24 protein-coding genes are annotated in these 26062 nt (G+C 71.1%); 14 read left to right on the top strand and 10 right to left on the bottom strand.

Going from position 1 to position 26062, the window contains the following annotated elements; genetic code table 11:
* The first annotated feature begins 36 nt into the window (after positions 1–36).
* Both QIT00_RS15015 and QIT00_RS15010 read left to right on the top strand, forming a co-directional pair.
* Entirely contained in the window at positions 37–525 is a 489-nt protein-coding gene (locus QIT00_RS15015; RefSeq protein WP_282535744.1) for a GNAT family N-acetyltransferase, read from the top strand.
* The gene (locus tag QIT00_RS15010; RefSeq protein ID WP_282535743.1) at positions 522–866 is read left to right on the top strand and encodes a hypothetical protein; all 345 of its coding nucleotides are present in this window, start codon (positions 522–524) and stop codon (positions 864–866) included. Before QIT00_RS15015 ends, QIT00_RS15010 begins: the two co-directional genes overlap by 4 nt.
* A gap of 266 nt (positions 867–1132) precedes the next feature.
* On the opposite strand, the gene QIT00_RS15005 is transcribed toward QIT00_RS15010, so the two are convergent.
* The 7 genes from QIT00_RS15005 to QIT00_RS14975 form a co-directional block, all read right to left on the bottom strand.
* On the bottom strand, positions 1133–2503 hold the full coding sequence (locus QIT00_RS15005) for a glutamate-cysteine ligase family protein (RefSeq protein ID WP_282535742.1): 1371 nt from the start codon (positions 2501–2503) through the stop codon (positions 1133–1135).
* Positions 2504–2697: 194 nt separating this feature from the next.
* A complete protein-coding gene (metK, locus tag QIT00_RS15000; protein WP_282535741.1) occupies positions 2698–3933 on the bottom strand; it encodes a methionine adenosyltransferase in 1236 nt (411 codons plus the stop codon).
* 49 nt (positions 3934–3982) lie between these two features.
* On the bottom strand, positions 3983–5032 hold the full coding sequence (locus QIT00_RS14995; RefSeq protein ID WP_282535740.1) for an aminotransferase class I/II-fold pyridoxal phosphate-dependent enzyme: 1050 nt from the start codon (positions 5030–5032) through the stop codon (positions 3983–3985).
* A gap of 35 nt (positions 5033–5067) precedes the next feature.
* Positions 5068–6180 carry an iron-containing redox enzyme family protein gene (locus QIT00_RS14990; RefSeq protein WP_282535739.1) on the bottom strand — a complete coding sequence of 371 codons (1113 nt, stop codon included), beginning with the start codon at positions 6178–6180 and terminating at the stop codon, positions 5068–5070.
* A 454-nt stretch (positions 6181–6634) separates the two neighbouring features.
* Positions 6635–7840: an alanine racemase gene (gene alr / locus QIT00_RS14985; protein WP_282535738.1), complete on the bottom strand. Its 1206-nt coding sequence runs from the start codon at positions 7838–7840 to the stop codon at positions 6635–6637.
* Positions 7837–9012, bottom strand: a complete 1176-nt coding sequence (locus tag QIT00_RS14980; protein WP_282535737.1) for a KamA family radical SAM protein — start codon at positions 9010–9012, stop codon at positions 7837–7839. The genes alr and QIT00_RS14980 overlap by 4 nt, the downstream gene beginning before the upstream one ends.
* A gap of 66 nt (positions 9013–9078) precedes the next feature.
* Complete coding sequence (locus tag QIT00_RS14975; RefSeq protein WP_282535736.1) at positions 9079–10095, bottom strand: C-terminal binding protein; 1017 nt, start codon at positions 10093–10095, stop codon at positions 9079–9081.
* A gap of 480 nt (positions 10096–10575) precedes the next feature.
* Here QIT00_RS14975 and mtnA point away from each other — a divergent pair, with 480 nt between their 5' ends.
* The 5 genes from mtnA to QIT00_RS14950 all read left to right on the top strand — a co-directional run bounded on the left by mtnA (position 10576) and on the right by QIT00_RS14950 (position 15037).
* A complete protein-coding gene (gene mtnA / locus QIT00_RS14970; protein WP_282535735.1) occupies positions 10576–12171 on the top strand; it encodes an S-methyl-5-thioribose-1-phosphate isomerase in 1596 nt (531 codons plus the stop codon).
* Positions 12171–12851, top strand: a complete 681-nt coding sequence (gene mtnB, locus QIT00_RS14965) for a methylthioribulose 1-phosphate dehydratase (protein WP_282535734.1) — start codon at positions 12171–12173, stop codon at positions 12849–12851. Before mtnA ends, mtnB begins: the two co-directional genes overlap by 1 nt.
* Positions 12848–13426, top strand: a complete 579-nt coding sequence (locus QIT00_RS14960; RefSeq protein ID WP_282535733.1) for a 1,2-dihydroxy-3-keto-5-methylthiopentene dioxygenase — start codon at positions 12848–12850, stop codon at positions 13424–13426. The genes mtnB and QIT00_RS14960 overlap by 4 nt, the downstream gene beginning before the upstream one ends.
* Positions 13423–14133, top strand: a complete 711-nt coding sequence (gene mtnC, locus QIT00_RS14955) for an acireductone synthase (RefSeq protein ID WP_282535732.1) — start codon at positions 13423–13425, stop codon at positions 14131–14133. Before QIT00_RS14960 ends, mtnC begins: the two co-directional genes overlap by 4 nt.
* A gap of 85 nt (positions 14134–14218) precedes the next feature.
* Entirely contained in the window at positions 14219–15037 is an 819-nt protein-coding gene (locus tag QIT00_RS14950; RefSeq protein WP_282535731.1) for a serine hydrolase domain-containing protein, read from the top strand.
* A gap of 8 nt (positions 15038–15045) precedes the next feature.
* Here the strand turns inward: QIT00_RS14950 and QIT00_RS14945 are convergent, their stop codons facing one another.
* Positions 15046–15723, bottom strand: a complete 678-nt coding sequence (locus tag QIT00_RS14945; protein WP_282535730.1) for a pirin family protein — start codon at positions 15721–15723, stop codon at positions 15046–15048.
* A gap of 151 nt (positions 15724–15874) precedes the next feature.
* Here QIT00_RS14945 and QIT00_RS14940 point away from each other — a divergent pair, with 151 nt between their 5' ends.
* The 5 genes from QIT00_RS14940 (at position 15875) to fabF (ending at position 20822) form a co-directional block, all read left to right on the top strand.
* Positions 15875–17074 carry a PucR family transcriptional regulator gene (locus tag QIT00_RS14940; protein WP_282535729.1) on the top strand — a complete coding sequence of 400 codons (1200 nt, stop codon included), beginning with the start codon at positions 15875–15877 and terminating at the stop codon, positions 17072–17074.
* An 89-nt stretch (positions 17075–17163) separates the two neighbouring features.
* Positions 17164–18096 carry an ACP S-malonyltransferase gene (locus QIT00_RS14935; protein ID WP_282535728.1) on the top strand — a complete coding sequence of 311 codons (933 nt, stop codon included), beginning with the start codon at positions 17164–17166 and terminating at the stop codon, positions 18094–18096.
* A 17-nt stretch (positions 18097–18113) separates the two neighbouring features.
* Positions 18114–19145 (top strand): ketoacyl-ACP synthase III, encoded by a 1032-nt coding sequence (locus QIT00_RS14930; RefSeq protein ID WP_282535727.1) that lies wholly within the window; start codon positions 18114–18116, stop codon positions 19143–19145.
* Positions 19146–19236: 91 nt separating this feature from the next.
* Positions 19237–19485 carry an acyl carrier protein gene (locus QIT00_RS14925; RefSeq protein ID WP_282535726.1) on the top strand — a complete coding sequence of 83 codons (249 nt, stop codon included), beginning with the start codon at positions 19237–19239 and terminating at the stop codon, positions 19483–19485.
* A 71-nt stretch (positions 19486–19556) separates the two neighbouring features.
* A complete protein-coding gene (fabF, locus tag QIT00_RS14920) occupies positions 19557–20822 on the top strand; it encodes a beta-ketoacyl-ACP synthase II (protein WP_282535725.1) in 1266 nt (421 codons plus the stop codon).
* A 116-nt stretch (positions 20823–20938) separates the two neighbouring features.
* Here the strand turns inward: fabF and QIT00_RS14915 are convergent, their stop codons facing one another.
* Complete coding sequence (locus tag QIT00_RS14915) at positions 20939–21433, bottom strand: DUF3145 domain-containing protein (protein WP_282535724.1); 495 nt, start codon at positions 21431–21433, stop codon at positions 20939–20941.
* Positions 21434–21755: 322 nt separating this feature from the next.
* On the opposite strand from QIT00_RS14915, the gene QIT00_RS14910 reads away from it, so the two are divergent.
* Positions 21756–22670, top strand: coding sequence for an SGNH/GDSL hydrolase family protein (locus tag QIT00_RS14910; protein ID WP_408909779.1), 915 nt, complete (start codon positions 21756–21758; stop codon positions 22668–22670).
* Positions 22671–22765: 95 nt separating this feature from the next.
* Here the strand turns inward: QIT00_RS14910 and QIT00_RS14905 are convergent, their stop codons facing one another.
* Positions 22766–25243 (bottom strand): glycoside hydrolase family 3 protein, encoded by a 2478-nt coding sequence (locus QIT00_RS14905; protein ID WP_282535722.1) that lies wholly within the window; start codon positions 25241–25243, stop codon positions 22766–22768.
* A gap of 198 nt (positions 25244–25441) precedes the next feature.
* Here QIT00_RS14905 and QIT00_RS14900 point away from each other — a divergent pair, with 198 nt between their 5' ends.
* Entirely contained in the window at positions 25442–26020 is a 579-nt protein-coding gene (locus QIT00_RS14900; RefSeq protein ID WP_282535721.1) for a TetR/AcrR family transcriptional regulator, read from the top strand.
* Positions 26021–26062 lie beyond the last annotated feature (42 nt).

Below are 26062 nucleotides of genomic sequence, written 5' to 3'. Positions count from 1 at the left end.
AGGAGAAGCACCGGGTGTCCTCGCTAGCCTCCGGCCATGAGCGACACACGCCGTGCCACACCGCGGGACGCGGAGGAGCTGGTCAGGCTCCGCAGGATCATGCTGGACTCGCTCCGCCCGAGCGACGACCACGCGGGCTGGCGGCAGCTGTCCGTACGGCGATTGCGCACGGCCCTCGCGGATCCGGACGGCGACCTGATGGCCACGGTCGTCGACGACCCGGCACGCCCCGACCGCCTCGCCGCCTGCGCGACCGGCACGATCGAAAACCGCCTCGGCTCCCCGGAGAACCCCAACGGCCGGATCGGCTACGTCTTCAACGTCTGCACCAACCCGTCCCAGCGCCGCAGAGGCCACTCCCGGTCCTGCATGGAGGCCCTCCTCGGCTGGTACCGCGAACGCGGCATCCGCAAGATCGACCTGACCTCGTCCCCCGAGGCGGAACAGCTCTACGCGTCCCTGGGCTTCCGCAGGATGCCGGAACCGGCGATGCGGCTGCTCCTGCCGGAGGGAGGCGGGGCGTGACGGGGGCGTTCCGGTTGCCGGAGGGTTCCTGGTGGGACTGGGAGGTACTCGGCTGGGACGCGGGCCGGTTCCGCCTGGCCGCCGACAGCGACCTCACGTATCACCACGGCCTGGAGCTGATCTTCCACGACCCACTGTTCGTGCGCTGCCCGACGGCTTTCCAGGACCCGGTGTTCCGCTCCCCTACGGACACCGAACTGGCCGAGGTGGTCTGGCAGTTCGGCGGACAGCCGGGCGTACTGGTCGCTTTCACGGCAGACGCGGGCGGCCGCTCCGCCGTCGACTGCCTGGTGGCGGCGGAGCGGGTGGAGGTGGTGCGGGGGCTGGTGCCGCGGCACTGATCCGCTGGGCCGTTTCCTTCGGATCAGGCCGGATCCGGTCGGCGTTCACGATCCGTCGAGCCGAGCGGGGCTTGGTGCGTGCAGCTGCAAGGCGGAGGAGGGCGACAACGCGGAGCGTTGGCAACCGACGACAACGCCGCAGATGTGCGTGCCAAGCCCCGCGACCCCGGCAAGATCCGAAGGAGACGGCCTGGGCAGAGCAGGGGTCGGGGAGCGCGGTACCGGGTGCGGTGGCCGCCCCCCTCTCTGGTGGCGGCGCGACCTCGTCATCCGGTGGTGGGGATCCGATGTGCTGCGACGTAGTTGCGGGGGAAGTGTGCGGGGTCCTGGTGCCACTGCGTGAGGGTCCGGTGGGCGAAGGTCTCGCCCGTGCGCGCCACCTCTTTGAGCGGCTCCAGGCAGGACACGGTCTCGGCACGCTCAAGGCCCGCGTCGACCCGTGCCCGGAGCCCTGCCTCACTCAGCCGTAGCAGTTCGGCCGCCAGCTCGCGTACGGGATGCCCGGCGAGGTCCGCGCGCATGCCGCGGTGGGCGATGTCGGCGAGGGCTTCGAGGTGCTGTTCTCCGTTGATGTGCCGGAGCAGTTCCCACGCCGCCGCCCGGGTCGGGGGGTCGTAGGTGAGCCCGGTCCAGAAGGCGGGGACGGCGTCGAGCGCCTCGTAGGGCAGCCCGTCCACAGCGCGCAGCTCCAGTGTGTCCCGCAGCCGTACGTCGGGGAAGATCTGCGACAGATGGTCGCGCCAGTCCTGGAGGCCGGGGAAGGTGCCGTCCCCGAAGCCCTCGGCGAGGAGGGTGCGGAACGGCACCGCGGGCACCCGCTTCCGGCTTCCGTCCGGCATGCCCCGGTGGATCATCGGCAGGCCCAGGGCCCACTCGATGAAGAGGTCGATGGTGAAGTCCTCCCTCAGCGTGACGGGGACGACCCGGGTACGGGCGGGATCGGCGCGGCTCCAGAAGAGCATGCGGCGGGAGAGCAGTCCGCTGGGTTTGCCGGCCTGCAGCGGTGCGTTGACGAAGAGCGCGGCCGCCGGAGTGGAGGCTGCGGCCTGGATGCGGAGCTTGTCGGCGAGGTCCGCGGGTGAGGTGAAGTCGAACGAGACCTGCGTCGAGACGATCATGGACATGATCCGCGGGCCCCACTCTCCTTCCTGGCCCAGGCTCTCGAAGTGGTCGCGCATGAGGGAGGTGCGGGAGTGCGGCATCCACTGCACGTCCTCGAACGTCGTGCACGGATACTGGGCGCCCGGTACCAGGGCGAACCCGAACCGGTCCGCGGCGGTGGCGAGCCATTCCAGTGCGGCGCGAGTCGTCCGCATGAGGTCGGCGACGCAGGGCGCGGGCGCCGACGAGTACTCCACCGCGCCGCCGTGCTCCAGGGAGACGTGTCCTCCGTCGGGCAGCTTGACGCCGACGAGGGTGCCGTAGTCGTGGACGGCTTCGACGCCGGGCTCCGATGCCAGATGGCCGAGGAAGGCGCCGATGCCCGCCTCACCCCCGTAGGGGATCGATGCCCCGGTGCGGGGGTCGAGCGCTGCCGACTCGATCTCGATGCCGACCAGTTCGTCCTGCTTCTCCCGCTCGAACACACTGCGCAGTTCGGCCGGTGAGAGCACATGCGATGCGGATGCGACGGACATGAGGCACACCTTGAGATCTCAGGAGGGCGAGGGGATGCGCCGAGTCCGTGAGCTCTTCGACCAGCTCTTCGACCAGCTCTTCGACGCGGGGCGCATTTTTCCACGGTGGGACCCGAAGCAGTCGGGCGTACGCGTACATACACCCGACTGCGGTACGGATCGACGAGGGGATGACGCGAACGGGCGGCGCTGTTTCAGGAAGCGTCTCCGAAACGGCCTCGTACGTCGTCGGCCAGCCCGGTGCGGTCCCAGCTGAAGTCCTGGTCGGGGCGGCCGTAGTGCCCATAGGTGGCGGTCGGCAGGAACCTCGTCGCACGTAGCTCCAGGCGTTCGATCACAGCCTCCACGCGCAGATCCACGAGCTCGGGCAGGGCCCGCGCGACGCTGTCGCCGCTCACCGTTCCCGTTCCCGTTCCCGTTCCCGTTCCCGTTCCCGTTCCCAGGAAGTCCACGTCGATCCAGACGGGCGTCGGGTGCCCGATGGCATAGGCCAGTCCGACCCTGCACCGGCGGGCCAGCCCGGCCGCGACCAGGTTCGCCGCCAGGTACCGGGCGGCGTAGGCGCCGGACCGGTCGACCTTGGTGGCGTCCTTGCCCGAACAGCAGCCGCCTCCGTGGCGCACCAGACCACCGTAGGAGTCCACCATGAGTTTGCGGCCGGTCAGTCCGGCATCGGCGGACGGACCGCCCACCACGAAGGTGCCCGCCGGGTTGACGTAGACCTGGGCCGGTGTGACGCCGCGTTCCCGCAGGGCGGGGGTGACGAGTTTTCCGGTCACGGTCTCCGCCAGATCGCCGAGAGAGAGCTCCCGCGAGTGCTGCGCCGAGACCACGACCACGGCCCGTGGCTCCCCTTCTTCGCCGGCCGCCGGTCCACCGGTCAGCTGGACCTGGACCTTGCCGTCCGGGCCAAGGAGCCGGGCGCCGTCGTCGTCGCGTGTGGTGGCGACACGGCGCGCGATGTCGTGGGCGAGGACGCAGCTGAGCGGCATACGTTCAGGGGTCTCGTCGGTGGCGTAGCCGTAGACGATGCCCGAGTCACCGGCGCCGCCGAGGTCCACACGGTGGGCGATCTCCGGTGACTGGCGGTCGAGGAGCAGCCGTACCTCGCTGGTGTCCGCGGTCAGGCCGTGCCGTGAGAAGTCGTGGTAGCCGACGTCCGCCAGAACCGTACGGACCGTCGCTTCGACGTCCACGTCCGCGGTGGAGGTGATCTGTCCGGTGACGACCAAGGCGCCCCGGGTCACCAGGACTTCGCAGTTGACCCGGGCGAAGGGGTCGGCGGTGAGGAACGCGTCGAGGACACTGTCCGACACCTGGTCGGCGACCTTGTCCGGGTGGCCGGGGCACACCGACTCGGCGATCTGCACCGCTGACAGCTCGGGGGAGGACGCCGGCGTGGAGGACGCCGGCATGGAGGACGCAGGCATGGAGGCTCCTTCAGGGAGGGAACGGAGGACGCGGGTGCCGGATGTCCGGCTACGAGGTGGTCACGGCGGTGCGGTGGTCGAGAGCCCGCTCGATGGCGGCCAGGACCACCGCGCGCTGGGTGGCGGGCCCGATGCTGATGCGCAGGCAGTCGGTCATGCCGGGGGCGGTCAGGCTCCGTACGAAGATCCCGTGCCGGGCCAGGGCGTCGGTGAGGTGGCGGGCCGTGGCCGCCTCGGGCAGTCGGGCGGTGACGAAGTTGGTTGTTCCGGGGAGCACGGTCATGCCGAGCCGGCTCAGGGCCGCCGTGTAGTGCGCCCGCCCGACGGTGGTCTCCTCGATGACGTGGGAAAGGTGTGCCGCCGCATCGAGCGCGGCGAGGGCCGCCGCCTCGGACACCCGGCCCACGACGTAGTGCTCGGCGCCGCGGGCCAGCGTGCCGAGCAACTCGGGCGCACCGACCGCGTACCCGATCCGCAGCCCGGCCAGCGCGTAGGCCTTGGAGAAGGTCCTCAGCCACAGGATCCGACGGGCCGTCACCTGGCCGGCGGTCAGCCGGCAGGACGCGTTCTGGTACTCGGCGTAGGCCCCGTCGACCACCAGCACCGTGTGCGCGGGCAGGGCGTCCGCCAGATCGAGTACGGCTGCCGCCCCGTGAGAGCTGCCGGTCGGGTTGTCGGGGTCGGCGAGGTAGACGACGGCTGCACGGGTCTCGTGGGCCGCGCGTGCCAGAGCGCCGAGGTCGACCCGCCCCGACCTGTAGGGCACAAGCCGGAGATCCGCTCCCTGGGCCCGCGCGAAGTAGCCGAACGTGGGGTAGGTCGCCTCGCTGGTCACCGCGGCCCGGTCGGGGCCGAGGAAGGTGCGGGCCGTGGCACCGAGAAGCCCGTCCACTCCGGAGCCGACCAGGATGCTGTCCGGCTCGGTCCGCAGCCGCGATGCCAGCTCCTCGCGCAGTACCCGGTGATCGCAGTCGGGGTAGCGGTGCGCCTCGCCCGCGGCGTCGGACACCGCCCGCAGCACCTCGGGCGCGGGGCCGAACTCGTTCTCGTTGGTGCTCAGCCGCTCCCGCGCCCGTAGCCCGAGGGCACGTTCCGTCATCTCCAGGGAGGGAAAGGGGTTGTTCCCCCTCGGGTTCATGCGGGCTGCTCGGACACGGTTCCGGACACGGTTCCGGTCACGTCGAGGAGCGCCGCGAGGTACTCGTTGTAGCGGCGCATCGCGAGCATGCGCAGCGCCCCGCCCGTGATCAGCTCGATGCCGGCTTCGGGTTCGGCCTCGACGATGGGCAGGATCACGCCGTCGAGCCACTCGGGTCCGTGCTCGGCGTCGCCCTCCATGTGGTTGTGGAAGAACTCGAAGTCCCGCTCGGCGCCGTACCCGTGCCGTTCGAGTCCGCTGACGACGGCCGCGTCCCGGTCCACGTCGAACAGCTCCGGCATGGCCAGACTGCCGAGCGCCTTGAAGTGGTTGCGCCGGTTGCAGGCAAGGACGAAGTACAGGTTGTGTCCGGCGTAGGGGCGCCAGTCCTCCCAGGGCGGAACCGTCGGCAGGGAGAGGCCCAGGGTCTGCAGGCTTCGGGTGAACTGGAGCGTGTGCGCCCGGTGCCGTTCACCCTCGCCGCACTCGTCCCACAGGTGCCGGCTGATCTCGTGCTTCACGGTCTCCATGAAATGCGGTTGGGCCAGCACGAGTGCGTCGTAGAAGCGGTAGTTGAGGTACCCGTCGGCCTGGATGAAGAGGGCCAGCTGCTCCACGGTGGCCCGTTCCGCCAGGTGGGTTTCGACTCGGCGGTCGAGCGCGGTGCGTTCCTTGGCCTCGGTGAGGAACCAGTCCCGCACGAACTCGGGACGCATGGCGTCCCGCCGGTCGGGCAGGCGGTCGGCGATCGCGCCGGTGTCGGCGCGCAGGACCGCTTCCTCGTACTTCCAGCGGAACGCGTTCAGCCATGAGCTGCGTTCGTGTGCGGCGATGCCCAGCGGATGGCCGAGCAGGCCCTCGTAGACGGTGTACGCGCTGCGGTGCGCGTCGAGCAGAGCGACCGCGTCGCCGTCGGCCCGGCCGCGGCGCAGCGCCTCGTCGAGCGCGGCCAGCAGGGAGCGGTGACCGGAATTCAGGTCGAGCGGCTCCACCGGGCCGCGCAGGGCGTCGTTGAGAAGGCTTTCCACGGAGCCCTCGGGGACGTCTGCGGCCGGTCGCAGCACACCGTCGCGGGGTGGAATCCGTTCCAGGGCAAGGTCATCGGACATGATCTCCTCCACTCTCACTGATGGGGGTCAGCGGATCTGCGGGGCAGCGGATCTGCGGGTCAGCGGGTCTGCGGGTCAGCGGGTCAGCGGACCTGCGGGTCTGCGGGTCTGCAGGGTCAGCGGATCTGCGGGGCAGCGGATCTGCGGGTCTGCGGGTCTGCAGGGTCAGCGGATCTGCGGGGCAGCGGATCTGCGGGTCAGCAGGTCACCGGATCTGCGGGGTGTGCGGATCTTCGGGTCAGCGGGTCAGCGGACCTGCGGGTCTGCGGCGGGTCTGCGAGGTCAGCGGACCTGCGGGTCAGCAGGTCACCGGATCTGCAGGGTGTGCGGGTCAGCGGGTCAGCGGGTCTGCGAGGTCAGCGGGTCTGCGGGTCAGCGGGTCAGCGGACCTGCGGGGTCAGCGGGTCAGCGGGTCAGCGGGTCAGCGGGTCAGCGGACCTGCGGGGTCAGCGGGTCAGCGGACCTGCGGGGTCAGCGGGGCTGCCTGGTCTTCGAGCCGTACCGGCATGCGGAGGGTCGCGAGGAGCTCGTACAGGCTCAGACCCAGCTCGCGCCCTGCGTCCTGGGCCGTGCGCCGGGGACCGTTGCCGTCCGGGTCCCGGCCGATGAAGGTCATCCAGTCACCTGGGCGGGCGGCCGGCACATCCGTCACGTCGAACTGGGTGCAGTCCATGCCGGGGCGGCCGACCATCGCGCAGCTCCTGCCGCGCAGGAGCCCGCTGAACGCGGGAGCCGTTCCGGTGATTCCGCGGGAGAAGCCGATGGCGACGGAGGCAAGGCGCCGTCCGGGAGGGACGACGGCAGACCGGACGTAACCGATCCCCTCCGGCCGGGTGACGGAGAGGAGATCCAGCACCCTGGCACGTACCGTGATCGCGGGCCGGAGCCGGCTCATTTTGGTGTCTGCCGCCCCGGCCTCCTCCACGCTGCCGGACCGGAGCAGGCCGTAGAGGCCGATGCCGGGCCGCACCCAGCCGGTGCCGCGCAACGCCTCGGGATGCAGCAGCCCGTGGGTGGCGGCGAGCGATGCCTGAAGTTGCGGACCGAGTGCCGCGCGCGCCAGGGTCAGCCGGGACCGGAATGTCCCGACCTGCTCGATGGTCTCCTTCCTGTCCTGGTCCGAACTGGACAGGTGGGCGAACATCCCGGCCGGGCGGACGGCTGCGCGGGTCTCGCTCAGCGCGCCGAGGACCGCGGCGAACTCCCGCTCCTCACGCGGCCCGAACCGGTTGAACCCGATGTTGGCGCGCAGCCACACGGTGACCGGCGCCCCCTGACGCCGCGCCACCGTCGCGTGACGCCTCACCTGTTCCACGGTCGCGACGGCGGGCATGAGCCGGTGCCGGGCGCAGGCTGTCGCGGTATCGGTGACGTCCACATCCATCACCAGGATCGGGGCCTCGATGCCGCGCTCCCGCAGTTCGGCCCCCTCCGCGACGGTGTCCACGGCCAGTGCGTCCGCACCCGCGGCGACCAGAACACCGGCGACCGCGGGCGCGCCGAGTCCGTACGCGTCGCCCTTGACGACGGCCATGATCCGCCTCCCCGCTGCCGCCTCACGCATCGTCGCCAGGTTGTGGCGCATGGCGTCGGCGGAGAGCGTCTTCTCCAGCCGGGCGGCGGCCAGGGAGGCGAGTTGCTCGACGGCGGCCGGGGTCATGCGAGGTCCAGATCGGGGTAATGGACCCGTTCGCCCTGCCAGTTGACGAGCTCAAGGACCCGCAGGCCGTTGTCGTCGAGAACGTGCCGGGGGTAGCCGGCGGCGGAGTCGAAATCGACGAGCGGAACCGTGTACTTGCCGGTGGCGTGCGGCAGTACGTACTCGGGAACGGCGGGGTTGGAGATGTGGCGTTTCAGGGAGCGCACGATCTCCACTCCGCGCTGCACTGGCGTACGGAAGCACTCGGACTCCGGGCTGTGCGGCATGAAGTGGTAGAGGTAGCCCGCGTGCACGCCCCGCCGGTACAGGCCCATGGACAGCTCGCGCATGGTCTCCGGGGTGTCGTTGACACCTCCGAGGAGGGGGACGTTGGCGAAGATGATCGGGACGGCCTTCTGGAGGCACCGGACCGCTGTGTCGAACTCCGGGGTCAGTTCCCTGGGGTGGGTGACGTGCAGGCCGATCGATACGACGCCGTGGCGGGCGAGAACGTCGGCGAGAGCCTCGTCGATCCGGTAGGGGTTGAAGGTCAGGGCCCGCGTGTGGATGCGCAGAATCAGGTCGGGACGGGCGGCCCGGGCTTCGCGCAGCACCTGGTCGATCTGATCGTTGCTGTGCATGAACGGCTCCCCGCCGCTCAGGATGACCTCTTCCACCTGCGGGTGCACGCGCAGGTAGTCCAGCGTCGCACGCCAGTGGTTCCGGTCGAAGGTCGCCTTCGTCGAGTCCTTGTCGAGCGTGCGGAGCGCCTCGTAACAGAACTGGCAGTAGGCGTGGCAGACGTTCGCGTAGCGCACGATCACGCGGTTCTCGTACTTGTGCTGGGCGATGGCGGTGACCATCTCATGCGGGAGTTCCCAGTTCTCGGTCTTCCCGTCGTAGGCGTACGGGGCCTCGGCCTGCTCAGGACCTACGGGGGCGACCTGCTTCCATAACGGGTCCTGGAGCTGCGGGCCTCCGGTGTCCGGGTCGGTGCCGATCAGGCTCAGGTAGTACGGCGTCACCTGAAACCGCTTGGAACGGTTGTGACTGGTGATCCGGTCCAGCAGCTCCTGGTCGCACAGCGGGAAGCGCTCCTTGAACTGGCGCGCGGTGCGGATCGCGTTGCGCTGCTGCCATTTCCAGTCGGTCCATTGCTCTTGAGCGACGGCGGGGGCTGCCTCGATGGTCATCCGGCTCTCCTCGAAGTGGGGCGACGGGTGGGGGCGGCTGGGGCGGCTGGGGCGGCTGGGCGGCTCTCAGACGACCTCGACTGCCGAGGTGACCGGCTCACCGTTGATCATCTGGCGCACCGCTTCGGCGGCTCGGGTGCGCAGTTCGCTCAGGGAGCGGACGGAGTAGAACGCCGCATGGGGGCTGACCAGCGCCTTTGAGTGGATCCGGAGCCACATGGGTACGTCGGGTTCGCCCTCGACCACGTCGAGACCGACACGTGCGGGTCTCTCCTCGGCCAGCGCGGCCCTGAGTGCGGAGACATCGATCAGTGCGCCACGCGCGGTGTTCACCAGGACAGCGCCCCGCTTCATCCGGTGCAGCCGACCGGCGTCAAGGAGGTGGCGGGTCTCCTGGGTGAGCGGCACGTGGAGGCTGACGACATCGGACTCCCCCAGCAACTGGTCGAGTTGATGGCTCCGTTCCAGGCCGAGCGCCTTCTCGATGCCGGGGTGGTTGTACGGGTCGTGGAAGACGACCCGGAATCCGAACGCCTGCGCTCGCCGTGCCACGGCGAGGCCGATGCGGCCGAGGCCCACCACCCCCCAGACCATCTCGCTGAGCCGCCGTGGCTCGCCGATCGCGCGCCAGTCCCATCCGTGGTCGCGTACGTGATCCCTGAGTTCGCCGAGTCGGCGTTCAAGGGCGAGGAAGAGTGCCAGCGTGTGGTCGGCGACCTCTTCGGTTCCATAGTGCGGAACGTGGTAGACGGGGATACCCCGGGCCCGCGCGGCCTCGATGTCGACATGGTCGTAGCCGACGCTGGCGCAGACAACGGCCCGGCAGGAGGCGGACCTCTCGAAGAACTCCGCATCCAGCGAGACCCGGTGCCAGAGGATCACGTAGTCGGCCTCCACCTCATGGAGGCGGCCCCGCTGCTCGGCCGGCACGATCAGCGGACGGACGTCGCCGAGCGGACCGATGATCTGCCGTTCCCGTTCCGCCCCCTCGGCGTACCCCGCTCCCGGTGCGTCGAGTACGACGACCGAACTGGGCACGTCCGGGGGCTTCTTGTGAACGGTCCTGCCCGTGTGTGTCGCCAATCTTTCGCCTCCCTGTAGGTGGGCCCATCTGGGTGTGATCACCAAGTGATCTGGGCGCGATCACCAAGTGAACTGACAGACCGAGGGGTAGGACAGGCTTCTTTCGGACGTGCGGAGGGTTTCTCCGCATGGGCGTACACGCAGGTCAGCGCCTATGTGGCCAGTCACGCACCGCACCGCCCCGCAAGGAAGCCGGAGCCGCCCGCGGGCCGACGACCTGCGAGGTTCCCCCCGACCGGGCGATTACTCAAAGTACTTACGGGATCACGGCCAGTGGACACCCCTTGACCGACCGACCGTCAGCTGTCATGCGCGTCGCGCAGAACGGTCCTGTACGCCAGCAAGCGTTTCCGGCGCCGACGAGAGGGGAAGGCCGGGTACGCCCAACTCTCCGTGTACACCCGCCAGTTGACCGTTGGCGCGCCCCCTCCCGCAGAGCCGGAGGGGCGCCGGGCGAAGGAAGAGAAGGTGAGGATGCGCATGGGCGCATCGATCGACGAGCTCCAGGGTGCGGGTCCGGGTGACAGTCCCGGCTTATCCCTGTACTGGGAGGACGACGCCGTCATGGCCGTGGACCAGCGCGCCCTTCCGGAAACGTACGAGCTGCTGCGGTTGGAGGACATCGACGCACTCATCCACGCCGTGCGGGCCCTGGCGATCCGCGGTGCTCCCGCCCTCGGGCTCGCCGGTGCCCTCGGTGTCGCTCTCTCCACCCGCGTACACCGGCACGCGCACACAGACGCGGTCGATGAGGACGCGGTACGGGCCGACGCCGAGCGCCTGGCCGCCGCCAGACCCACGGCCGTCAATCTCGCCTGGGGTGTCCGGCGGGCCCTCGCGCAGCTGCCGTACGGTCCTCGGGCGGTGCTGGCAGAGGCAGTGCGGATGGTCTCCGAGGATGTGGCGGTCAATTCCGCCGCCGCGTCGCGTACCGCGGAACTGGTCGAGTCGCTCGTACCGGATCGCCCGCTGCGGCTCCTCACCCACTGCAATACGGGCCGCCTCGCCACCGCCGCCGTGGGTACGGCTCTCGGCGGCATCCTCGAACTCGCCCGCCGCGGGCGGGTGAGGGAAGTTCTGGTCGACGAGACCCGCCCGCTGCTCCAGGGCTCCCGTCTCACCGCCTGGGAACTCGCGGAGGCCGGAGTGCCCTACCGGATATGCGTGGACTCCGCGGCTGCCGCCGCGATGGCACAGGGCATGGTCGACTGCGTACTGGTCGGCGCGGACCGGATCGCCGCCAACGGGGACACCGCCAACAAGATCGGCACGTACGGACTCGCCGTGGCCGCCGCCCGGCACGGTGTCCCCTTCGTCGTCGTCGCGCCGGAGTCGACCTGGGACCACGATCTGGCCGACGGCGGCGGGATCGTGGTCGAGGAGCGCGACGCCGCGGAGGTCACCGGTATCGGGGGCTCGGTGGTGGCGCCCGCGCACGCCCGTGTGTTCAACCCCGCGTTCGACGTGACCCCGAGCGAACTGATCACCGCGATCGTCAGCGAGCGCCGGGTGGTCCGGCCGAGCCACGTTCACCACGACCAGCGTGCCGCAACCCTCCGGGCCCGGATCGCCGGGCTCCTGGAGGCGTTTCCCGACCATCCGAGGCCCGGAACCACCTACCAGGACCTGTCCGCGCTCTACGCGGAGCCCGGCCTGCTCCACCAGACGGCCGGGCTTGTGCGCGAGCACTTCCGCGGCACGTTCGACAGGGTTGTCGCCGTGGAGTCCCGCGGCTTCCTCCTGGGCGCCGTCCTGGCGGCACGCTCCGGGGTGCCGCTCACCCTCGTACGCAAGCCCGGCAAGCTTCCCGGCGTGGTGCACACCGTCGAGTACGCGCTGGAGTACGGGACGGACCGCCTGGAGCTCCGGCAGGGTGCGATCCCTCCGGGCGACCGGGTGCTGTGCGTGGACGACGTCCTCGCCACCGGAGGCACGCTGCTCGCGGCGGCCGGACTGGTCGAGTCCGCGCAGGCCGAGGTCGCCGGGATGGCGGTACTCGTGTCACTCCCCGGCCTGCGAGATGGCGAGCGGCTCAAACGCTACGACCTGCTGTCCCTGTGCGAGGTGAAGATGTGATGAAGACCGACGGCATGCGCAACGAGTTCACCGCCGCCGGTACGTCCGTCGCGGAGTTCTCCCGAGCCCTCTACGCACGCGGCTGGATGCCCGGTACCTCCGGGAACCTCTCCGTACGCCTGCCTTCCGACGACGGAAGAACGGCGCTGATCACGGCCAGCGGTCGCGACAAGGGGAGCCTCACGGCCGCCGACATGGTCACCGTGCACGCCACGACCGGCGAACTCCTGACGGCCGGAAAACTGAAAGCGTCGGCGGAGACGGCGATCCATGCCGCGGTGTACCGGGTCACCGCCGCCCGCGCGGTCATCCACGTACACGCGCCGTACGCCACGGTGATGGCGTCCCGCACCGGCGAGAGCGCCGGGACGGCCGTACTCCCGCTGGAGCGGTTCGAACTGCTCAAGGGACTCGGCCTCGACGACCCCTCCGGAACCGAGCTCCCGGTCTTCCGCAACTGGCCCGACGTACGGACGATCGCCGACGAGGCGGCCGCCTATCTGAGCGCACACCCCGACGCTCCCCCCGGCCTGCTCATCGCCGACCACGGCATCACGACCTGGGGCGGGAACCTGGCTCAGGCACGCAACCGGCTGGAGTGCCTGGAAGCCATCTGCGGGCTGATCGTCCTCGGCGCCCGGCACGGCGGCACCGACCCGAAGGAGAACGTGACCCGATGACCCTGCTCCAGGTGATGCCGCAGGACAGCCCGGAACAAGTGGAGCTGAGGACCCGTGACGCCGCCCGTATCGGCACCGAACTGCAAGCGCTCGGCGTCGAGTACGGCCACTGGGACCTGCGCACCGAGGTGACCGCCGAGACCACGCCGGAGGATCTGCTGACCGCCTACCGGTCCGAGGCGGACGCCCTGTGCGAGCGTGACGGTCATGTCCTGGTGGACGTGGTGCAGTTGCACCCGGCACCCGGGCCCGAGTGGGAGGCACGCGCGGCGAAGGCGCGCTCCGCCTTCCTGGAGGAGCACCGCCACACCGAGGACGAGGTGCGGTTCTTCGCCCACGGCACCGGATGCTTCTACCTCCACTCCGGGAGCACGGTGTACGCCGTCGTGTGTGAAGCCGGAGACCTGCTGTCCGTGCCCGCCGGCACACGGCACTGGTTCGACATGGGCGCGCGTCCGGAGTTCGCCGCCCTCCGCTTCTTCAAGGAAGAGGACGGCTGGGTGGGCCACTTCACCGAGAACCCGATCGCCCGGCACTTCCCCCGGCTCGACGCCCTCCTGGCAGGGAGCCGATGAACGGCACGGCGGTCGTCCTCGACATCGAGGGCACCGTCGGTTCCGCCGCACATGTCCACGACGTGCTCTTCCCGTACGCACGACAGCGGCTGCCCCGATGGTTCGCGGACCACCGCGGCACCGAACGGGCGGTCGCGCTCATCGAGGAGATCCGGGTCTTCCTGGGAGCCGGATCGCTGAACGAGGCCGTGGCCGTCGCCACGCTCACGGAGTGGACCGACAGGGACGTCAAAGCACCTGCGCTGAAGAAGATCCAGGGCTGGATCTGGGAGGCGGGCTACGCCGACGGCTCCCTCACCGGACACGTCTACGCCGAGATCCCACAGGTGCTGCGCCGCTGGCACGCGTCGGGCGCGGTGCTCCACGTCTACTCCTCCGGATCCGTCGCGTCCCAGGTGAACTGGTTCGCTCACACCGCGTACGGCGACCTCACCCCGCTCCTGCACGGCTACTTCGACCTCGACAACGCGGGGAGCAAGCAGTCCGCGGCCTCCTACCGACGCATCGGGGCGGCGATCGGTACACCGGCGGACGCGACGCTGTTCCTCAGCGACTCCGGCGCGGAGCTGGATGCCGCCGCCGATGCCGGGTGGCTCACCGTCGCCGTACGACGGGCCGACGATCCACGCCCCCGCCCCGTACCCGGGCACCCGACGATCGGTTCCCTGGACGAACAGGACCTGGACCAGCTGATGAAAGGCACTTGAGGGCAGGACCGGAGGCCGGTCGAGGGGGCCGCACGTCCAGGGTGCGGGTCCGTCGGCCCAAGAAGCACCCCGTACGCTCATGCACATGCAGAGCCTCGCCCAGATCGAGAACTGGCCGGTCACCACCGCGGCAGCGGCCGTCGTCCGCGCGGACGGGACCGTCGCCGGCACGTACGGCCCCACATCGCACCGCTTCCCGCTGGCCTCCGTGACGAAGCCGATCGCGGCGTACGCGGCGCTCGTCGCGTACGAGGAAGGGGCCGTCGAGCTGGACGAGCCCGCCGGGCCCGAGGGGTCCACGGTGCGGCATCTGCTCGCGCACACCAGCGGTCTGGCCTTCGACGAGCACCGGGTGACGGCGCCCGCGGGCACCCGGCGCCTCTACTCCAACGCCGGCTTCGAGGTGCTCGGCGACCACATCGCGAAGGCCGCCGACATGCCGTTCGCCGAGTACGCCCGGCAGGCCGTGCTCGAACCGCTCGGCATGACCGCCACGACGCTCGACGGCTCGCCCGCCAAGGACGGCGTGTCCACGGTGGACGACCTGGTGCGGTTCGCCGCCGAGGTGCAGGCGCCGCGGCTGCTCGACCCCCGTACGGTCGTGGAGGCGATGTCCGTGGTGCACCCCGGGCTCTCCGGCATCCTGCCCGGGTACGGCCACCAGAAGCCCAACGACTGGGGCCTCGGCTTCGAGATCCGCGACTCCAAGTCCCCGCACTGGACGGGCAGTTCGTCCTCGCCGCGGACGTTCGGCCACTTCGGCCAGTCCGGCACGTTCCTGTGGATCGACCCCCAGGCGAGTGCCGCCTGCGTCGCCCTCGCCGACCGCGCCTTCGGCCAGTGGGCGATCGACGCCTGGCCCCCGCTCACGGACGCGGTACTCGCCGAGCTGAAGCAGCGGTAGCTCAGGGTTCAGGGCGCGGGCGGAGTCCACGGCGCGGGCAACTCCCACACCAGCACCTCCGCCCCCGACCGCCCCACCATCTCCAGGCCCGACTCCCCCGTCAGCCGCACCGCGTCCCCCGGCCCCAACTCGGCGTCCCCGAGGGCGACTTCACCCCGGGTGACGTGGACGTACGCGTGCTCCGCGTCTGGGACCGCCGTCCGCTCCCCCGCCGCGAGGCGCCGTACGTGCAGCATCGCGCCCGCCTCGGCGACCTCGTACGGCGTGGAGTCGGCTATGCCGTGGACCACCTCGTACGACGGTTCGCCGCCGGGCCGCAGCGGGGCCAGCCACATCTGGACGAAGACCAGCGGGTCCGGGCCCGCGTTGCGCTCCACGTGCCGGACGCCGCCGCCCGCGCTGAGCCGCTGCACGTCGCCGGGGCGGACCACGGACTCGTGGCCCGCCGTGTCCCGGTGCGTCAGCTCGCCCTCGACCACCCACGTGACGATCTCGGTGTGGCTGTGCGGGTGCTCGTCGAAGCCCGCGCCGGGCGCGAGCCGCTCCTCGTTGCAGGCGATGATCGCGCCGAAGCGCAGGTTGCCGGGGTCGTAGTGCGGTCCGAAGGAGAACGCGTGCCACGACTCGATGCCGGCCTGCGGGTCGCCCCCGGGGTAGCGCTCGTCGGCGCGCCGTACGTCCATCACGCCCCCAACCCTAGGTCGTGCCGTCACACCCCCGTCTGCCCTGCGGCGCCATGCACGCACTCTCGCCGCCCGCCGGGCGACGACGGGGGTGTGACGGCAAGACCTGGCCCCGGCACTCCGCCGACCCGCCCCGATAAGGCAGTCTTGTCCCGTGCCCGAACCCGTAGACGAATCTCCGCAGCCGCCCGCCCCGCACTCGCATGCCGCGACCCTCAAGCGACTTGAGCAGTCCTCCGGGAGCCTCGCCGCACAGGCGATCGCGCGCATGGACGAGACGCTGCCGTGGTACCGCGCGATGCCGCCGGAGAACCGGTCCTGGATCGGACTGGTCGCGCAGGCCGGTATCGCCGCGTTCACCGAGTGGTTCCGGCACCCGGACGCGCCGCAGGCCATCTCCACCGACGTCTTCGGCACCGCCCCGCGCGAGCTGACGCGGGCGATCACGCTGCGCCAGACCGTCGAGATGGTGCGTACGACGATCGAGGTGATGGAGTCCGCGATCGACGAGGTCGCGGCCCCCGGCGACGAATCGGTCCTCCGCGAGGCGCTCCTCGTCTACGCGCGGGAGATCGCCTTCGCCACCGCGCAGGTGTACGCGCAGGCCGCCGAGGCGCGCGGCGCCTGGGACGCCCGGCTCGAATCGCTCGTCGTGAACGCGGTCCTCTCCGGCGAGGCCGACGAGGGCGCCGTCTCCCGGGCCGCCGCGCTCGGCTGGAACTCCCCGGAACATGTGTGCGTCGTGCTCGGCACCGCACCCGACGGGGACAGCGAACTGACCGTCGAGGCCATCCGCCGGGCCTCGCGCCACGCCAAGCTGCAGGTCCTGACCGGGGTGCTCGGCGACCGGCTCGTGGTGATCGCGGGCGGCAGCGACAACCCGCTCGCCGTGGCCAAGGCCCTGATCGGCCCGTACGCCGCGGGTCCCGTCGTCGCCGGGCCCGTGGTCCCCGACCTGCTCGCCGCCACCCGGTCCGCGCAGAACGCGGCCGCCGGGCTGAAGGCGTGCTCGGCCTGGCAGGACGCCCCGCGCCCGGTTCTCGCGGACGATCTGCTGCCGGAGCGCGCGATCGCCGGAGACCCGGCCGCGCGCGAGCAGCTGGTGGAGGAGATCTACAGACCGCTGGAGGAGGCCGGCTCCGCGCTCCTGGAGACCCTGAGCGTCTACCTGGAACAGGCGAGCAGCCTCGAAGGCGCCGCACGCATGTTGTTCGTTCACCCCAACACCGTCCGCTACCGGCTGCGACGTGTGACTGACGTCACCGGCTGGTCGCCCTCCGATGTAAGGTCCGCGTTCACCCTGCGGATCGCGCTGATCCTGGGGCGTCTGGTCGACGGGGATCCCCAGTCCTAGACTTTTGTCGGGGGTCCACAATTCCCCTGACTGTTCTTCGTCCCTGTCCCCACGGGCGGTGCCCACCGTCCACAAGAGAGAGTGTGAGAGTGCTCGTACTCGTCGCTCCCGGCCAAGGCGCCCAGACGCCCGGCTTCCTGACTCCCTGGCTCGAACTCCCCGGCGCCGCCGACCGGCTCGCCGCCTGGTCCGACGCCATCGGTCTCGACCTCGCCCACTACGGCACGCAGGCCGACGCCGACGCCATCCGTGACACCGCGGTCGCGCAGCCGCTGCTCGTCGCCGCCGGGCTGCTCTCGGCCTCGGCGCTCGGCGCGGCCCCCGACCAGACCGCGCCGGACGCCGTCGCGGGACACAGCGTCGGCGAGATCACCGCCGCCGCGCTCGCGGGTGTCCTCGACGACACCGCGGCCCTGCAGCTGGTCCGCAAGCGCGGTCTGGCCATGGCGGACGCCGCGGCCATCACGCGGACCGGCATGTCGGCGCTGCTCGGCGGCGAGCCCGACGCCGTCCTGCCGCACCTGGAGAAGCACGGCCTGACCCCGGCGAACGTCAACGGCGCCGGTCAGATCGTCGCCGCCGGCACCATGGAGCAGCTCGCCGCGCTTGCCGAGGACAAGCCCGAGGGCACCCGCCGCGTGGTCCCGCTGCAGGTCGCCGGCGCGTTCCACACCGAGCACATGGGCCCCGCCGTCGCCGTCCTGGACGAGGCCGCGAAGCAGCTGTCCCCGGCCGCCCCGAAGGTCCGGTACGTCTCGAACAAGGACGGGCAGGCCGTGGACTCCGGCGCCGAGGTGATCGCGCGTCTGGTCGGGCAGGTCGCCAACCCGGTCCGCTGGGACCTGTGCATGGAGACCTTCAAGGAGCTCGGGGTGACCGCGCTCGTCGAGCTCTGCCCCGGCGGCACCCTCACGGGCCTGGCCAAGCGCGCTCTGCCGGGTGTGAAGACGCTCGCCCTGAAGACCCCCGACGACCTCGACGCGGCCCGCGCCCTGATCGCCGAACATTCGCAGACGGCCTGAGTAGGAGCCTCGAGAGCATGTCGAAGATCAAGCCAAGCAAGGGCGCCCCGTACGCGCGCATCCTGGGTGTCGGCGGCTACCGTCCGACCCGGGTCGTGCCCAACGAGGTGATCCTCGAGACGATCGACTCCTCCGACGAGTGGATCCGCTCCCGCTCCGGCATCGCCACGCGGCACTGGGCGAGCGACGAGGAGACCGTCGCCGCCATGTCGATCGAGGCGTCCGGCAAGGCGATCGCCGACGCCGGGATCACCGCCGACAAGATCGGCGCCGTGATCGTCTCGACCGTCTCGCACTTCAAGCAGACCCCTGCCGTGGCCACGGAGATCGCCGACAAGCTCGGCACCGAGAAGGCCGCCGCGTTCGACATCTCCGCGGGCTGCGCCGGCTTCGGCTACGGACTGACCCTCGCCAAGGGCCTGATCTCCGAGGGTTCCGCCGAGCATGTCCTGGTCATCGGCGTGGAGCGGCTCAGCGACCTGACCGACCTGACCGACCGGGCGACGGCCTTCCTGTTCGGTGACGGCGCGGGCGCGGTCGTCGTCGGCCCGTCCGCCGAGCCGGCGATCGGCCCGACGGTCTGGGGCTCGGAGGGCGACAAGTCCGAGACGATCAAGCAGACCGTGCCGTGGACCGACTTCAACATCGGCGACGTGTCGCAGCTGCCCCTGGACGACCAGGGCAACCTCAAGTTCCCTGCGATCACGCAGGAGGGCCAAGCGGTGTTCCGCTGGGCCGTGTTCGAGATGGCGAAGGTCGCCAAGGAGGCGCTCGACGCCGCCGGCCTGAGCCCGGACGACCTGGACGTCTTCATCCCGCACCAGGCGAACATGCGGATCATCGACTCGATGGTGAAGACTCTGAAACTGCCGGAGCACGTCACGGTCGCCCGTGACGTGGAGACCACCGGCAACACCTCGGCCGCCTCGATCCCGCTCGCGATGGAGCGGCTCCTGGCGACCGGCGAAGCGAAGAGCGGCGACACCGCGCTGGTCATCGGCTTCGGGGCGGGTCTCGTGTACGCCGCCACGGTCGTTACCCTCCCCTAGGCACCGTACGGACCTGCGCGGAGATTTCCCGTCTGCGCGAAGGATCCCGGCCGATGCCGCAAACCATCTGATACATACGAAGGAGCGCCACATGGCCGCCACTCAGGAAGAGATCGTTGCCGGTCTCGCGGAGATCGTGAACGAGATCGCCGGCATCCCCACCGAGGACGTCCAGCTGGACAAGTCCTTCACGGATGACCTGGACGTCGACTCGCTGTCCATGGTCGAGGTCGTCGTCGCCGCCGAAGAGCGCTTCGACGTGAAGATCCCGGACGACGACGTCAAGAACCTCAAGACGGTCGGCGACGCCGCGAAGTACATCGCCGACCACCAGAGCTGACCCTCTGCCAGTCGGTAACGCCACCCGGCGGTGGCGCCGTTGTATCCCTATTACGTGGAGAAAGAATCCCTGTGAACTCGACCAATCGCACCGTGGTCGTCACCGGTATCGGCGCAACCACACCGCTGGGTGGCGATGCGGCTTCTACCTGGGAGGGCCTGCTCGCGGGCCGTTCCGGCATCTCCCTGCTCGAGCAGGAGTGGGCCGCAGAGCTTCCGGTCCGGATCGCCGGCCAGATCGCCGTGGAACCGACCGAGATCATCCCGCGCCCGCAGGCCCGCAAGCTGGACCGCTCGGCGCAGTTCGCGCTGATCGCCGCCCGCGAGGCCTGGCAGGACGCGGGCCTCACCGGCGCCGCCGGTGAAGAGGAGTCCGGCGTCGACCCGAGCCGCCTCGGCGCGGTCATCGCCTCCGGTATCGGCGGCGTCACGACGCTGCTCGACCAGTACGACGTGCTCAAGGAGAAGGGCGTACGCCGCGTCTCCCCGCACACCGTGCCGATGCTGATGCCCAACTCCCCGGCGGCCAACGTCGGTATCGAGCTGAACGCCCGCGCCGGTGTGCACACCCCGGTCTCCGCGTGCGCGTCCGGCGCCGAGGCCATCGGCTACGCGATCGAGATGATCCGTACCGGCCGCGCCGACATCGTCATCGCCGGTGGCACCGAGGCCGCCATCCACCCGCTGCCCATGGTGGCGTTCGGCAACATGATGGCGATGTCCAAGAACAACGACGACCCGCAGGGCGCCTCGCGTCCCTACGACGTCGACCGCAACGGCTTCGTGCTCGGCGAGGGCTCCGGCGTCGTCGTCCTGGAGTCCGAGGAGCACGCAAAGGCCCGCGGCGCGAAGATCTACGTCGAGGCCGTCGGCCAGGGCATCTCCGCCGACGCCCACCACATCACGCAGCCCGAGCCGTCCGGCACGGGTATCGCGCAGGCGGTGCAGAACCTGCTCGACTCCACGGGCCTGAAGCCCGCCGAGATCGTGCACGCCAACGCGCACGCCACGTCGACCCCGCAGGGCGACATCGGCGAACTGCGCGCGCTGCGCAAGGTCCTCGGCGACGACCTGGACCACGTGGCCGTCTCGGCCACGAAGTCGATGACCGGTCACCTGCTCGGTGGTGCGGGCGGCGTGGAGACCGTGGCCACGGTCCTCGCGCTGAAGAATCGTGTCGCCCCGCCGACGATCAACATCGAGAACCTCGACCCGGAGGCGGAGGCGGACATCGTCCGCGGCGAGTCGCGGGCTCTTCCCGAGGGCACGATCGCCGCCCTGAACGATTCGTTCGGCTTCGGCGGTCACAACGTCGTGCTGGCGTTCCGTACGGTCTGAGTTTCGGTACGCAGAAGGCCTCGCCCGGTTGTCCGGGCGGGGCCTTCTTGTGTGTCCGCCACGGGGGCTCCGCCCCCGGACCCCAGCTCCTCAAACGCCGGAGGGGCTGATTTTGGTCAGACGACCTGGTGCAGCCACCGCACCGGCGCGCCCTCGCCCGCGTACCGGAACGGCTCCAACTCGTCGTCCCAGGGCTTGCCGAGGAGGCCGGAGAGTTCGGACTCCAGGTCGCTCTCGCCGCGCTGCGAGCGGGCGAGGGCGGCGCGCAGCCGGTCCTCGGGGATCAGGATGTCGCCGTGGATGCCGGTGACGGCGTGGAAGATGCCGAGGTCGGGGGTGGCGCTGTACCGCTCGCCCTCCGTGCTCGCGCTGGGTTCGGCGGTGACCTCGAAGCGCAGCAGCTGCCAACCGCGCAGCGCGGAGGCCAGCTTGGCGGCCGTGCCGGGCTCGGCCTGCCAGGAGAACTCGGATCTCCACGTACCGGGGGCGGCGGGCTGCCGGATCCAGTCGAGGTTCACCCGCCCGCCGAGTACGCCCGCGACTGCCCATTCGACGTGCGGGCACAGCGCGCGCGGAGCGGAGTGCACGTACAGAACTCCACGTGTCGTCACCGGACCTCCAGTGTGGGTCGAGGTTCGCCTTCCCCAGCGGCCTCGCGCCCGTGCCGAGCAATGCTGACCGAACAGAGCCAATGATGACCAATTCGGACAGATCTGACGTGATGTAATTTACCGGAACCGAGACAGTGGCTTGCCTCTGGGTTCGACTGTGGCAAAACTACCGTGCGGCAGCGGCCCGAGTGTGACGTACCGTCGGTCCCAGCGCTGGGAAACGTTCAGCATTCACCCGGCAGGGCGCCACAGCTGTCGTAGAGGGGACGGGAACGGGGAGGTGTACGGGGCGGTGTACGGGGACGTGTACGAGGACGTGAAGATGCGGGAGTTCGGTTTCAACCGCCCCCTTCGTCGCGGGGCCGCGTCCGCTGTCGCGGCGGCGCTTGGTGTGTGCGTGTCCCTGGGGCTCGCCGGCTGCTCCGGCTCCGGGGGCGCCGGGTCCGCTCCCGAGGCCGCGAAGGCGAGCCCGAAGGCGTCCCCGAGTCCCGAGCCCGCCTGGGACACCTCGCCGAAGTCCCTTGCCGCGGTGGGCGATTCCATCACGCGGGCCTTCGACGCCTGTTCGGTGCTCTCGGACTGCCCGGAGTCGTCGTGGGCGACCGGCACCGACCCCGAGGTGCGTTCCCTCGCGGTGCGGCTGCTCGGCAAGGAGGCGGCGGCCAAGCGCAGTTGGAACTTCGCGAACAGCGGCGCCAGGATGGCCGACCTGCCCGCGCAGATGGAGCAGGCGGCCGCCGAGTCCCCGGACCTGGTGACGGTGCTGGTGGGCGCGAACGATGTGTGCCGGGCCTCGGTGGACGCGATGACGCCCGTCGCGGAGTTCCGCGCGGACTTCGCGGAGGCGCTTCGTACGTTGCGCGCGGAGCGGCCGAAGGCGCAGGTGTACGTGGCGAGCGTGCCCGATCTGAAGCGGCTGTGGTCGCAGGGGCGGGGCAGCGCGATGGCCAAGAAGGTGTGGAGCCTGGGCATCTGCCCGACGATGCTGGGCGAGCCCGACGCCGTCGACTCGCGGTCGACGCAGCGCCGGGACTCGGCGTACGACCGGGTCGTGGCGTACAACGAGGCGCTGGCGGAGGTCTGCGCGAAGGACGAGCGGTGCCGGTACGACGACGGCGCGGTCTTCGACTACCGCTTCGGTACGGGGCAGTTGAGCCGCTGGGACTTCTTCCATCCGGGGAAGGACGGGCAGGCGCGGTTGGCGGAGATCGCCTTCCGGCGGGTTACGGCGGAGTAGTTGCCGTCCGCTCGACGGCTGCCGTCGTCCTGGGCTCGGCCTCCCAGGGGCTGCGCCCCCGGACCCCGCTCCCTCTTCGGCCTCCGGCCTCGTCCTCAAACGCCGGACAGGCTGATAACGCCCCGCAGCCGCGTGTCCGTGAGTGAGCGTGACGCCTGGATCTCGTACTCGCCCTCCACCAGGGCCCAGCTCCCCTGCTCCTCGTCCCATATCTCGTAGGCCCGGCACGGGAGTTGGACCGTGACCTCGACGCTTTCGCCCGGGTCGGCCTCCACTCCCGCGAACCCGGCCAGCCACCGCGCCGGACGTTCGACCGGGTCGTCGACAGGCGCGAGATAGAGCTGGACGACCTCGCGGCCGGGGCGCGTGCCGGTGTTGCGCAGGCGGACCGTGGCGGAGTCGGGGCTCGCCTTGAGGGATTCGTACTCCCAGTCGGTGTAGCCGAGGCCGTGGCCGAAGGGGTACGAGGGGGTTGCGCCGGTCCGCTCCCAGGCTCGGTAGCCGATGAACAGGCCCTCGGTGTACGGGAGTTCGCCGTTGGTGGGGGTGACTTCGGTGACCGGGGCGTCTGCGAGGGCGCCCCAGGTGGTGGGGAGGCGGCCGCCGGGTTCCGCCGCGCCGGTCAGGACGTCGGCGAGGGCAGCGCCGCCCTCCTGGCCGGGGAACCAGCCGAGGAGGATCGCGGCGACCTCGTCCCGCCACGGGAGCTCCACCGGGGAGCCGGAGTTGACGACCACCACCGTGCGGGGGTTGGCCGCGGCGACCGCGCGGACGAGGTCGTCCTGGCGGCCCGGCAGGCGCAGATCGCCGCGGTCGAAGCCCTCGGACTCGACGAGTTCGGTGGTGGCGACCACGACGACGGCGGTGTCGGCGGCGCGGGCGGCGGCGACGGCCTCGGCGATCAACTCGTCCTCGTCGCGCTGGGGTTCGCGGTGCGCGAGGGTCAATCCGATGGTCTCGATCGGGGCGCCGGGGGTCCGGTGGACCTCGTGGTAGAGGCTGACCGGCACGTCCCGGCCCGCCGCGAGGTCGATGCGGGCTGCCTCGGCCGGTGTGCCGAAGAACGCTTCGAAGGGGTCGGCGTCGGGGCCGAGCAGCCGGGTCTCGTCGGAGTGCCGCTCGCCGTCGACGGTGAGGCGGAAGCGGCCGAACCCGCGGGTGCCGAAGGTGTGGGTGCCGGTGACGCGCGGGGTGAACGTGCCGGTGAGTTCCACGCTGTGCACGTCGGCCATGTCGACGCCCTCGGGGAGGTCGGCGCCGAACCACTGGATCCGCCCGCCGGGTACGTCGAGTGTGGCCAGCTCGTCACCGGCGGCGTCGCGGCAGACGGCGCGCAGGCTGAACCCCGGCCCCGCGGCGGTGAGTTGGCTGTTCGGATCGGCGCCGACGGCGTACGTGAGCGCGCCTTCGGGGAGGGCCGCACGGAGGCCGTCGAGGGGCGGGACCACGCGCTCGGGGAAGACGGTGGCGGAGCCGCCGCCGAGCGCCCGGGCGTCACGCGCGGCGGCGCCGATCAGGGCGACGGTGTGGCCGGCGGGCAGGGGAAGGGCGGCCTTCCCGGCGCGTGGCTCGTTGCGTACGAGGACGAAGGCGCGCCGGGCGATCTCCCGGGCCAGGGCCTGGCCGTCGACGGCGGCGGGCGGTTCGGTGACGACGGGCGGGGCCCCGGCGAGGGCGCCGACGCGGGCGGCGAGCCGCAGGACGTTGCGGACGGCGCCGTCGACGGTGGACTCCGCGACCTCGCCCGCGCGGACGGCGGCGGCCAGCGCCGGGCCGTACACGGTGCGCGGGCCGGGCATCGCGAGGTCCAGGCCGCCCTCGATGGCGGCGCGGGTGGAGCGGGCTGCCATCCAGTCGGAGACGTTGGCGCCGTCGAAGCCCCACTCGGCGCGCAGGACGCCGTTCACGAGCGGGCCGTGTTCGGTCATCGTGGTGCCGTTGACCTGGTTGTAGGCGGTCATGATGCCCCAGGGGCGGGCGTTCTTGACGATCGCCTCGAAGGGGGCGAGGTAGAGCTCGCGCAGCGGGCGCGGGGCGACGGTGTTGTTGACGGTGAAGCGGTCCGTCTCGGCGTCGTTGGCCACGAAGTGCTTGACCGTCGTACCGACGCCGCCCTCCTGTACGCCGCGCACATATCCCGTGCCGATCTCGCCCGTCAGGTACGGATCCTCGGAGTACGCCTCGAAGTGGCGGCCGCCGCGCGGGGAGCGGTGCAGGTTGACCGTCGGCGCGAGCAGGACGTGCACACCCTTGCGGCGGGCCTCCTGAGCCAGGACGTGCCCGGCACGGCGGGCGAGCTCCGGGTCCCAGGCGGCGGCGAGCGCGGTCGGCGAGGGCAGCGCGCCGGAAGGGTCGGCGGCGGTCCAGCGCACCCCGCGCACGCCGACCGGGCCGTCCGACAACACCAGGGAGGCCAGGCCGATCTCCGGGAGCGCGGGCAGCGTCCACATGTCCTGACCGGCGAGCAGCCGGGCCTTGGAGTCGAGGTCGAGCCGGGCGAGCGCCGCCTCGACGGCCGCCTCCCGCTCCTGCTCGGCCTGCGGAACGGGCGTCCCGGGAGCACCCTGCGCCATCGCCGTACCTCCTCCTCGTCCACGAACGTGTTGGTCTCATCCTGCACCCGGAACCTGTAATTCAGTAGGTTTCGTTACCTGAGCGTTATCTTCCATGGCGTACCGTCCAACTGGCAGACAGATCCGGCAGGCAGGCAGATCCAGCTGGCAGGCAGATCCGGCAGGCAGGCGCACGGGGCCGGCGAGAGGTGGGGCGGCATGGCGGCGAGAGCCAGGAGCGAGGAGCGGCGCGCGGAGATCGTGCGGGCCGCCCTGGAGGTGATCGCGGAGCGCGGTTACCGGGGTGCGACGCTCGGCGCGGTCGCGGAGCGCGTCGGCCTCACCCAGCAGGGGCTGCTGCACTACTTCTCCACCAAGGAGGCGCTGCTCGTCGCCGTCCTCGCGGAGCGCGACCAGTGGGACGCGGTGCCCGCGCGCTCCTGGCGCCTCGAACTCCTGCAGTCCCTGGTCGAGTACAACGCGATGCGGCCGGGCATCGTGCAGACCTTCTCGGCGCTGCTCGGCGAGAGCGTCACGGAGGGCCACCCGGCGCGCGCCTACTTCACGGAGCGGTACGCGGCGGTGCGCCCGTCGATGGAGACGGTGCTGCGCGCCGAGTACGGCGCGTGCCTGCCGAGCGGCCTGACCCCCGCACAGGCGGCGCCGCTCCTGGTCGCGGTGATGGACGGCCTGCAGTTCCAGTGGCTCCTGGACCCGGACGCGGTGGACATGGGGGCGGCGTTCGGGCACTTCCTGACGCTGCTCGAAGGCCCCGAACCACCTTCGTCCAAGGGCTAGTTGGGCCATACTTCCGGGCACCGTCCGTCACCGGCGACGGCG

The organism is Streptomyces luteolus, from assembly GCF_029968015.1.
Lineage (GTDB): Bacteria > Actinomycetota > Actinomycetes > Streptomycetales > Streptomycetaceae > Streptomyces > Streptomyces luteolus.
Note: the sequence above shows the minus strand (reverse complement) of the source record. Positions and strands in the feature narration are given on the sequence as shown.